10 protein-coding genes are annotated in these 9,405 nt (G+C 67.0%); 5 read left to right on the top strand and 5 right to left on the bottom strand.

Translation table 11 applies throughout. The features are described from left to right. Positions 1-47: 47 nt before the first annotated feature. Both ABZW16_RS41480 and ABZW16_RS41475 read right to left on the bottom strand, forming a co-directional pair. The gene (locus ABZW16_RS41480) at positions 48-656 is read right to left on the bottom strand and encodes a GDSL-type esterase/lipase family protein (RefSeq protein WP_354961642.1); all 609 of its coding nucleotides are present in this window, start codon (positions 654-656) and stop codon (positions 48-50) included. After that, positions 650-1,867, bottom strand: a complete 1,218-nt coding sequence (locus ABZW16_RS41475; RefSeq protein WP_354961641.1) for a family 1 glycosylhydrolase — start codon at positions 1,865-1,867, stop codon at positions 650-652. The genes ABZW16_RS41480 and ABZW16_RS41475 overlap by 7 nt, the downstream gene beginning before the upstream one ends. 149 nt (positions 1,868-2,016) lie before the next feature. Between ABZW16_RS41475 and ABZW16_RS41470 the strand changes: the two genes are divergently transcribed. From ABZW16_RS41470 to ABZW16_RS41460, 3 genes are all read left to right on the top strand, one after another. Next, a complete protein-coding gene (locus ABZW16_RS41470) occupies positions 2,017-2,754 on the top strand; it encodes a hypothetical protein (protein ID WP_354961640.1) in 738 nt (245 codons plus the stop codon). A gap of 26 nt (positions 2,755-2,780) precedes the next feature. Further along, positions 2,781-3,536, top strand: coding sequence for a hypothetical protein (locus ABZW16_RS41465; protein WP_354961639.1), 756 nt, complete (start codon positions 2,781-2,783; stop codon positions 3,534-3,536). Positions 3,537-3,602: 66 nt separating this feature from the next. Next, positions 3,603-4,838, top strand: a complete 1,236-nt coding sequence (locus tag ABZW16_RS41460; protein ID WP_354961638.1) for a lipase family protein — start codon at positions 3,603-3,605, stop codon at positions 4,836-4,838. Positions 4,839-4,843: 5 nt separating this feature from the next. Here the strand turns inward: ABZW16_RS41460 and ABZW16_RS41455 are convergent, their stop codons facing one another. Continuing rightward, positions 4,844-5,461 (bottom strand): TetR/AcrR family transcriptional regulator, encoded by a 618-nt coding sequence (locus tag ABZW16_RS41455; RefSeq protein ID WP_354961637.1) that lies wholly within the window; start codon positions 5,459-5,461, stop codon positions 4,844-4,846. A 117-nt stretch (positions 5,462-5,578) separates the two neighbouring features. On the opposite strand from ABZW16_RS41455, the gene ABZW16_RS41450 reads away from it, so the two are divergent. Further along, the gene (locus tag ABZW16_RS41450) at positions 5,579-5,842 is read left to right on the top strand and encodes a hypothetical protein (RefSeq protein ID WP_354961636.1); all 264 of its coding nucleotides are present in this window, start codon (positions 5,579-5,581) and stop codon (positions 5,840-5,842) included. Between the two features lie 54 nt (positions 5,843-5,896). Here the strand turns inward: ABZW16_RS41450 and ABZW16_RS41445 are convergent, their stop codons facing one another. Then, positions 5,897-6,514 carry a DUF6461 domain-containing protein gene (locus tag ABZW16_RS41445; RefSeq protein ID WP_354961635.1) on the bottom strand — a complete coding sequence of 206 codons (618 nt, stop codon included), beginning with the start codon at positions 6,512-6,514 and terminating at the stop codon, positions 5,897-5,899. Positions 6,515-7,139: 625 nt separating this feature from the next. Further along, positions 7,140-8,153, bottom strand: coding sequence for an RNA polymerase subunit sigma-70 (locus ABZW16_RS41440; protein WP_354961634.1), 1,014 nt, complete (start codon positions 8,151-8,153; stop codon positions 7,140-7,142). 172 nt (positions 8,154-8,325) lie between these two features. Between ABZW16_RS41440 and ABZW16_RS41435 the strand changes: the two genes are divergently transcribed. After that, positions 8,326-8,889, top strand: coding sequence for a dihydrofolate reductase family protein (locus tag ABZW16_RS41435; RefSeq protein ID WP_354961633.1), 564 nt, complete (start codon positions 8,326-8,328; stop codon positions 8,887-8,889). Positions 8,890-9,405: the final 516 nt, after the last annotated feature.

The following is a 9,405-nucleotide window of genomic DNA, read 5'->3' as shown; positions in this document are numbered from 1 at the left end:
GGCCGGAACGGATTCCGTTCCGGCCAGCGGCCTGTTATAGGAAGTGCTCAGCGTTCAAGACGCAGGGCGGCGATTCGCGGCCGGAGCACCTCGATCCAGGCGGCATACCCCGCACCCGACAAATGCAGCCCGTCACGCGTGAATTCCTGCCGCAGCGCGCCATTGACGTCGGCGAGGGCAGGCCACAGATCGATGTACACCGCATCGCCCTGCGCGGCGATTTCTCGAACGACGGAATTCAATTCGCGAATCCGCTCGGCGAACTTCACCCGGCGGGGCATGACGCTCTGCACGAACAATGGCGCGTGCGGGGCCCGCTCACGAATCTCGGCGACCAGCCCGCGCAGATTCTCGGCGACCTGACCGGGCGTCTGGCCCAGCCCGAGATCATTCGTGCCCACCAGCAGGAAGACGGCCGCCGGTGCGTCGATGGCGGTATCCAGGCGGGCTCGCAGATCATCGACGGTATTGCCGCCGATCCCGCGATTGACCGGACGCACCTGCGGGAACCACTCGTCCCACAGGCCGCCCTCGGTGATGCTGTCGCCGAAGAACACCACCCGCCCGGTGGGCGCCGGCAGCTCGGCGAATTGCGAGGCGCGCATGGCGATGGAGGTCCGGAGCATGTAGCGACGGCCCAGTTTGTAGATCAGCACGGCCGCGTTTCCTGACCGGCGACGACGGGCAGTACGTTCTCGCGGGCGACCGAGCCCAGCCAAGCCAGGCTGGGTTTGGGTGTGCGAGCGAAGGTCTTGCGGTCCACCGCGATGAGCCCGAAAGTCGGCCGCCAGTGGCCCCATTCGTAATTGTCCAGCGCCGACCAGTGCAGGTAACCGCGCACCGCGACGCCGTCGGCCACGGCCAGGCGCAGGTGGTCGAGTGCCGCGGTGGTGTAGGCGATGCGCCGGGTGTCGTCGGCGGTGGCAATGCCGTTCTCGGTGACCAGCACCGGAGTGCCGCCGGTGACCCGCCAGGCATGGCGCACCGCGATGCCCAGTGCGTCCGGCCGATAGGCCCAGCCGGTGAGGGTGTTGCCGGGATCCTCGGCGTGCGGAATGGGACCGTCGGGGCCCACCACCCGGCTGGTGTACGCCTGGGTGCCGACGAAATCGTCGTCGCGGGCGGCCTCCAGGTACGGGTCCTCCCACAGCCGATTCGCCTGTGCCAGTTGCTCTTCGCAGCCTGAGGCGGCGACGAACGCCTGCTGCGCGACACTCCACCCGACCGCGGCGTCGGTCTCGGTCTTCACGATCTCGGTGGCGATGTGGTGGGCCTCGATCAGTATGCGGGCGGCGTCCGGGTCCGGGTCGGGCAGCGCGCCGGAAGCGAAGGCCCGCACGGCTTCCGCGTCCGGAACCGCGCGCTGCGCGCCCGCCATGGTGGCGACCATGTTCGGCTCGTTGATCGTGCACACCCAGGGCACGTCGCCCAGGATCGGCGCCACGGCGCTCACGAACCGGGCGAAATGTCCGACCGCGTGCGGGTTCGTCCAACCGCCCAGTTCGGCGAACCAGCGCGGGCCGGTGAAGTGGTGCAGCGTGACGACCGGTGTGAGACCGCAGTCGAGCGCGGTGTCGATCATGCGGCGGTAATGGGCGAGCGCCGCGAGCGAGACCTGTCCCCGCTCGGGTTCGATACGCGCCCACTCGACGCCGAACCGGTAGGCGTTCAAGCCCGCTCCCGCGAGCAGGGCCATATCCTCGGGGTAGCGCTGATAGCTGTCGACAGCGTCGCCGCTGCGCTCGGGAACGACCGGGTGTTCGGCGTTTTCGAGGGCCCACCAATCGCTGCCGATGTTGTTTCCCTCGGTTTGATGCGGTGAGGTGGCCGCGCCCCACAGGAATTCGGCGGGCAGCTTCGGGGTCATGTGCCGGCTACCTCAGAGCGTCGATGCATTGTCGGAATCCTTTCCGCACGGAATGTGCCTATTTTTCGTTTGGCGATTTTATAGCAGACTGACTCATCAGTCGGTATGCTCTCCGACGGTAAGGCAGTACGAACAATTGAGGTATTCCCATGAAGAATCGTCGCGCGGGTCTAATCGCCGCCTGTGCAGTCGCCGGTGTCGCCGTGACCGCGGCCACCGCGAACGCGGCTCCCGAACAATCGGTCTCACCCGTCGGCTACCACGCCGGCCTGACCGACGGCACCGTGGTGGTCAGCCTGGACCACGGCACCTTCACCCCGGCCGCCGCGGACGCCATCGGCATCCGCGACGACGCGGGCACCGTGCTGGACTCGCTACCGCTGGCCTACACCATCGACGGGCAGCGGCTCTCGATTCGCCAGCAGGTTTCCGACGACGGCCGCATGCTGCGCCTGACGCCCGACGCCACGGCCGTCGACCGCTCGACGCTGAGTCCTATCGCCGCGCCGCTGACTCCCGTCGCCTCGCCGCTGGAGAACCAGTTGGCCATGAACGACATGATCAACGCCGTCAGCATCGGCACCTCGGTGGGCACCCTGATCGGCACCGCCATCGGCGCGGCCATCGGCATCGGCGTCGGTTTCGCCGTGGCGGGCGCGTCCTGCGTGGTCCTGAGTCTGGGCTGCATCGTCGCGGTGTTGCCGATCGTGAGCCTGGTGGGCGGCGTCGGCGGCCTGGCCGGGCTGGTCATCGGCGGCGGACCCGCGGCCGCCTACGCCGTCTACCAGTACGTCACGACGCTCAATGCGGCTCCAGGACAGAGCATTTACGCCAAGGACCTCCAGGGTAGGCCAGGCGTTCCGGCCGCGCCGGCCGAGGGCAACTGAGCCGGAAAGCACCGAGGAATTCCGAGATGAACCTTCGCGCAACGCTTTCCGTCGCCTCCCTGACCATCTGCGCGGTCGCCGCCGGGACCGGCACCGCCCCCGCCGAGCCCGACCCCAGCGCCGTCGAGCCCACTATCGCTGCCCGCGTGGTCGGCGACTCGGTGCTGGCGGTGCTCGATCACGCACTGTTCACCGGCACCGCCGACGGGCAGGGAGTCGAAATCCATGCCCTGGACGGGCAATCCGTCCTCAGCCTGCCGACCGGATATCTGCTCGACGGCGTGCTGCATCCGATGCGGTACCAGGTCACGGACTTCGGGCGCGCCCTCACACTGACACCCGATACCGGGCTGAAACCGGTCGCCTCCCCCATGGAGGAACAGCTGGCAGTCAACGACTTCGCCGCCAATATGGCCAAGGTGCCGCTGGGATCGATCGCGGGCGCGCTGCTCGGCGCGGCGGTCGGCGCGGTCATCGGTCTGGGCTCGTGCCTGGTGGTCGGGCCCGCGTGCGTGGCGACCGCACCCGCTGCCATCGGCGCCTTCGCGGGCGCGGGCGGGCTGCTGGGGACGCTCGTCGCCGGTGGCGCCGCACTGGCCGACGGCGTGTGGCGTTACATCTCGACGGTGAATGCCGCACCCGGCGAGAGCATGTACGCCCACCAGGGCGGCGTGCTCGATCCGAACGGCACCGGCGTCCCCGATGCCGTGCTGCGCATGCCCCCGATGGCGTCGGGCAGCAGCGCCGGAGGGTCCGGCAGCAGCAGCGGATCCGGTAACTGACAACCCCGTAACGGCCGGTGGGGCGGCGGGCCGACGATTCGACTATAAACCGAGAGAGCGCATTTCATGGTTTCACGTCTTGCGGTCGCTGCCGCACTGGCCGTCGCCGCGGCGGCCGCCACCCTGCCGATGTCCGCCACCGTACCGGTGTCCGCCGAGGAACCTTCCACCGTCACTGTTTCCGTTGTGCCGGACCAGGATCCGTTCTACGCCCCGCCACCCGACATCGGCTCCCTGCGCAACGGCCAGGTAGTGGCGGGGCGGGAGATCGGAACCAGACTGACGGTCCCGGTGCGGGCCTGGCAGGTGTCGTATCGCACCAATGATTCGCTGGGCAACCCGGAGCTGGGCGTCACCACGCTGCTGGTGCCGACCGCGCCATGGACCGGTCCGGGCTCCCGGCCCGCCGTGTCCGAACAGATTCCGGAGGACTCCACCGGCACCCGGTGCGCGCCCTCCTACGGAATAGCCACGGGCACTTTGCAATCCGGGGATCAGATAGCCGCCATGCTGGCCGAGGGCTGGGCGGTGGCGGTACCCGACTTCGAGGGGCCAAAGTCGGCATTCCTCACCGGCCCGCAGTCCGGGCACGCCATCCTGGACGGGGTTCGGGCCGCCGGGGCATTCACGCCCGCCGGGCTCGGACCGGATACCCGCTGGGCGCTGGACGGATACTCCGGCGGAGCGGCGGCCACCGGCTGGGCGGCGGAACTACAGCCCGCCTACGCGCCTGAGCTCACCTTCGCCGGAGCCGCCCTCGGCGGGGTACCCGCGAGCCTGCCCGCGGTCATGAACAACGTTGACGGCGGGGTGTTCTCGGGCTTTCTGGTCGGCGTGCTGGTGTCGTATCAGCGCGAGTTCCCCGACGCCCGGTTCGACGAGCTGCTCAACGAGCGCGGCCGGGCAGACACCGCGGCCGCCGCCGATGCGTGCGTGATCGAACTGCTGATTCGCTTCCCGTTCTGGCGGCTGGCCGCGGCCACCGCCGACCGGTACCACGACGACACCCGACTGACCGAAGCGCTGCAACGGAATTCGCTCGGCGGCGCCGCACCGACGATGCCCATTCTCGACTACCAATCCGACTCGGACGAAGTCGTGCCGGTCGCCCAGGCCGACGATCTGGTCGCGGCCTGGCGGCGCGGCGGCACGACCGTCGTCACCGTGCGCGACCCGAGCGGCGAGCACGCCGCGGAGGCGTCGAAGCGGCAGGCCACGGCGCAGCAGTTCCTGCGGGAACGGTTCACCGGCGACCTGGTCGCCAATGCCGACCTGGATCGCCCGGTGGGACCGGGACGGTGAGTCTGTCAGTCCTGCTCCGGCGCCAGATCCCGGCGCAGCAGGCCGGTGAGCATCCGGACCGCGCCCACCATGTCCAGCGAGTCGTCGCGCAGCCAGAGTTCGGTCAGGCCGGTGAGCGCGCCCACCACCAGCAGCGCGGCAGCCTCGGCATCGACATCGGCGCGAATATCGCCGGCGGCGGCACTCTGCTCGATCACCCCGGCCAGGTTGTCGCGGTAGGTCCGGATGCGCTGATTCGACCACTCATGCGCCACATCTGGGGCGTCGGCAGAGCCGAAGAGAGCCAGATGGCTCAGCCGGGTGAGCTCAGGTTCAGCCCGGTTCCGCTCGGCCAAATCATTCACGATCTCGAGGGCACGCAGCACCGCCGGCCCCTCGTACTCGCGATCGACTTCGACCGCGTCGAACGCCTGCTGATCGCGTTCGGCCAGCACCGCCGACAGCAGCGCCTCCTTGCTGGAGAAATGGTGCAACACACCGGACCGGGTAATGCCCGCCGCCTCGGCGACCGCTGCCAGCGAAGCCCCGCGATACCCCTTCTCGGCGAACATGGACATCGCCGCGGCCAGAATCCGACCACGCCGCGCCGCACCCGACTGCTCGGCGTCGCGTGTACGTGCCATGCGTCCGACCTCCTACCCGTCAAAAGCGTTTCATGTGCACTGATCCTGCAAGCTAGCCTACTGTCCAGTCATTCAGCCAGGTCTCTGGGCAGCCCAGGTTCGCGTCAACCGGTCACCGTGGGCACCCTCGATTTGCTTGACAATCCGCCCGCCTCCATTGAGTTGCTCGGCGGTGAATCGGCCAACGCGACCCCTCGGAAGAGCATGCGCCGACTGTGTACGCCCGCCGCAGCCAATCCACGATCCGCGCCCGAAACGCACTACATTGCCGCATACCGCGCTGACCGAACCGACCAGCACGAGCGCTCCGAAGATCAACGGGCCGAGATCATCTCGCCCGACTGGGCCCGCCAACTGTGCGCGCTCATGCCGATTATGTGATGGTTCGTATGCATCACACGAAACGTCGGCGCGCGTGGTTGGGTGACTCGGCAACTACCGCGAGGCTGGGGGAAGGAGCCGGCCGCTGAGGACGGGACGGTCGATGCGGGCATCTTCTTCAGGCACCCCGACACCGAGGTTCTCCGCAAGCCTGTAGAACAGTCCGAGGGATCCCAAGGGGCCGTATTCGCGGCCGTATTCGTCTTCTTCGAGTCGGGCGCCGAGGGCCTGGATCTCGGTGTCGAAGTGGTGCGGTTCATGGCCTGTCCGTTTGACGAGGTCGGTGGTGTCGAGTCCGGTGATGAGACGGCCGTTCTCGGCGTACTGGAATACCACTCCCGGTTTCATGGTGGAATGCAACTCCAGTGCCGCGGTTCCGATCGAGGCGCGCAGCATCAGTCCTGGGTCTTCCCGCGATTTCCAGCTACCGTGCTCCTCTACCCAGGCCCAGCTTCGGTAATGCCCTGCGGTGACCACATATCCGTCACGTTCGTAGAGAAGGCCGCCCAGCTCGTAGTGGAAGTCCTCCATCCCGCGCACCGCCACCGTGTCCTGGTCGACGCCCATCCGCTCCAACAGCTCTCGGGCGTTGATCTGACGGGCGAAGGTGAGGTTGACCAGCGGCAGATCCCTGCCGTACATCCACCCGAGGCCACCGGTCGTGGTGTTCACGACGCCCCCGGTTCATTGATCGCGATCAAGGTCGGCAAACACAGTCCATGATCATGAAACCAGGCGTCGTCATCAGCTGAAGCAGTCACAGCGGCTGACACTGCCATGAGCCACCGACATCCCTGGCCGCCCGGGTCCGTCGTCTCGAGCGACGGCCATTGCGGCGGACAAGCCGGTTCCACGCGCCGGGTTGTGCGGGACTCATTGGAGGCCGAACGTCCGGAAATGCCGCATACCGGGCGCACCGAAACTCGGCTGTGCGCTTTCGGACGCCCAGGATCACCACACCCACCGGCCCATCCGATACAAACCAGAATGCAAACCGTGGGGTTTCCGTGGGGCTTGGCTAAATAAAACAGGTCAGGCCCGGTTAAAAACCGAGCCTGACCTGGTATTTTTTGTGGGCCTAACGCTCCACAACGCGAACACCCTGACAGTGGCCGGACCGCAGATCCGTGTTCAACCGGTGGGCACCCGCGCGGCGAGCGGGGTTCGATAGCGGCAAGCGGTCGAGCGGCGGGCCAATGTCGTGTGACTGTGGACCGCCCGGTCAGCGGCAGGAGAGTGCGAATCCGCCGGCCATCACGTTCACGTCGATGGTGCGAAGCGCGCTCGACGCACGTGTCTATCGGCTCGGCAGCGACGGCGGGAGCCCGAACCAGGGCAGTGCGCTGCTGTCGAAGCGGGTGATGCCACGGATCTGGTCGTCGCTGAGGGTGAGCAGCAGCAGGCCGGTCCCGGGACGGTTGCCGCTGGCCGAGCGCAGGTAGGCCCCGAACGCTGGTTGGCCGTTCGCTCGGGTCGGGACCAGATCGAATCCGGGGCCGGCGCGCAGGATCGCGGCGCACAGTCGGGCGACCGCGTCGCGGACGTGGTACTCGAGGGGAATCGGCGGCATGGTACTGAAGGCATCATCGGTCAGCAGGGTCACCAATGCCTCGATGTCTCCGGACTCGTAGGCGCGGACGAACTTTTCAACGATTGCATCCTCGGCGGGTGAGCCCGGGGCGGGAGCCGGCCGGTGCTCGGCGATCGGCAATCGTTGTTGCAGACCGACCCTGGCTCTGTTGAGGGCGCTGGTGATCGATGGGACGGTCGAGTCGAGCATCTCGGCGACCTCGTTCGCTCGGAACCCGAGGACGTCGCGCAGGATCAAGACAGCGAGCTGGCGAGGCGGCAGGACCTGCAACGCGGTCACGAAGGCCATGGAGATGGACTCGGTCTGTTCGTATCGGGCCTCGGGGCCCACCGGCACATCGATGGCCCTGTCGAGCAAAGCGTCGGGAAACGGTTCGAGCCAGGTGATTTCGCCGAGTCGTGACGGCTCGGGCAGCTCGAGTCTGGAGTTGTCCCATGCTTTGGCGGGTCGGCGGCCGACCGAACGAAGTGTGCTGAGGCATCGGTTGGTAGCGATCCGGTACAACCACGTACGGATCGAGGCGCGTGCTTCGAACCCGGCCAGGCCCTGCCAGGCGGCCAGCATGGTGTCTTGGAGGGCGTCCTCGGCGTCCTGGAACGAGCCGAGCATCCGGTAGCAATGCACCTGGAGCTCTCGGCGGTGCGGGTCGGTCAGCGCTCGGAACGCCTCGCTGTCTCCTGCCCGCGCTCTCGAAATCAGGTCGGCTCTTACCGGTTCCATCCGCGCGTCCTTGCTCTTTTCTACGCCTTGTCGCTTGTCCATCCTGTACTGACGCACGCGGGCCCGCGAACTGTGCGGTTGCGGGCCGCACAGTTTTCCGATGCTGCGGCGACTGTCTTGATGACGGCTCGGACAGTCCAGCCGCCGAGGCGATGGCACACACAGCGGCCACGTGAACGAAGAGAGGCAGACGATGAGAAAACTGATTGTGTCGACCTACGCGACCTTGGACGGCCGAGTCGACGACATCCGGGAGTGGGCGGTTCCCTTCAACGATGCGGGAGCGGTCGAGTATCACACGGACCTTCTGGCCAACAGCGACGGTCTGCTCATGGGCCGTAAGACATATGAGATTTTCGCCGCCGTGTGGCCATCACTGTCGGGACAGCTCCCCTACGTCGACAAGATGAACAGCATGGCCAAATATGTTGCCTCGACCACGGTCGGCGACCCGTCCTGGGACAACTCCCACCTGATAAAGGGCGACGTCGCCGACGGCGTCGCCGAACTCAAGCAACGACCCGGTCAGGATCTGGTCTTGTACGGCTGCCACAAACTTATGCACAGCTTGCTGGAACACGACCTCATCGACGAGTACCGCATCCTGGTTCATCCGGTCCTACTCGGAAAGGGCAGGAGCTTGTTCGACGACGCCGAACGCGTGAACCTCGAGCTGGTCGACACAACCGTCATTTCGGGCGGAGTGTGCGTGCTCGTCTACCAGCCGGTGCGGTAGGCAATCCTCGTTGCCCGGCGCGAGAATTGGACCGATCCCGCGCCGGGCAGCCGACACGGCATTGTCGCGGAGTGGCCAGCACCGGCGCCCTACATCCTCATCGGCCGCGGATCTCGGCGCCCACGGTGAGGTCTAGAACGTGACCAGGTCGCCACCGATGACAACGCGTGCACGATAAATCGGCATGAGCGGATGCCGGCAGGCGAAGGGCACCCCGAGACAGGGGCACAAGGCTCGCTGGATCGACCGAGCGGGGTTGCTGGACACGGTGCTTACGCAAATGCGGGCCGATGGGAGGAAACTCCGCACAGTTGCATATGCCACGTGTTCGTGTTGTGACAAGCTGTGGAGCTAAGGGGACTCGAACCCCTGACCCCACTCAGGAGTTCAAATTGTCTCGTGATCTCCGCCGGGTCCGCCTATAGATGTAATCGGCTTCGGATCGAGGCCTGGCCGGTTGCCGATGGTTACGGAAGGCCCGCATGCAGCCTACGATGCACCCTCCCGCCACCGTAA

It is taken from the genome of Nocardia sp. NPDC004604, from assembly GCF_040609795.1.
In the GTDB taxonomy this organism is placed as follows: Bacteria; Actinomycetota; Actinomycetes; order Mycobacteriales; family Mycobacteriaceae; genus Nocardia.
Note: the sequence above shows the minus strand (reverse complement) of the source record. Positions and strands in the feature narration are given on the sequence as shown.

Coding starts and splice junctions, on each gene's coding strand:
- ABZW16_RS41460 (WP_354961638.1), top strand. CDS start 3,603: ATGGTTTCACGTCTTGCGGTCGCTGCCGCACTGGCCGTCGCCGCGGCG.
- ABZW16_RS41465 (WP_354961639.1), top strand. CDS start 2,781: ATGAACCTTCGCGCAACGCTTTCCGTCGCCTCCCTGACCATCTGCGCG.
- ABZW16_RS41440 (WP_354961634.1), bottom strand. CDS start 8,153: ATGGAACCGGTAAGAGCCGACCTGATTTCGAGAGCGCGGGCAGGAGAC.
- ABZW16_RS41455 (WP_354961637.1), bottom strand. CDS start 5,461: ATGGCACGTACACGCGACGCCGAGCAGTCGGGTGCGGCGCGGCGTGGT.
- ABZW16_RS41470 (WP_354961640.1), top strand. CDS start 2,017: ATGAAGAATCGTCGCGCGGGTCTAATCGCCGCCTGTGCAGTCGCCGGT.
- ABZW16_RS41475 (WP_354961641.1), bottom strand. CDS start 1,867: ATGACCCCGAAGCTGCCCGCCGAATTCCTGTGGGGCGCGGCCACCTCA.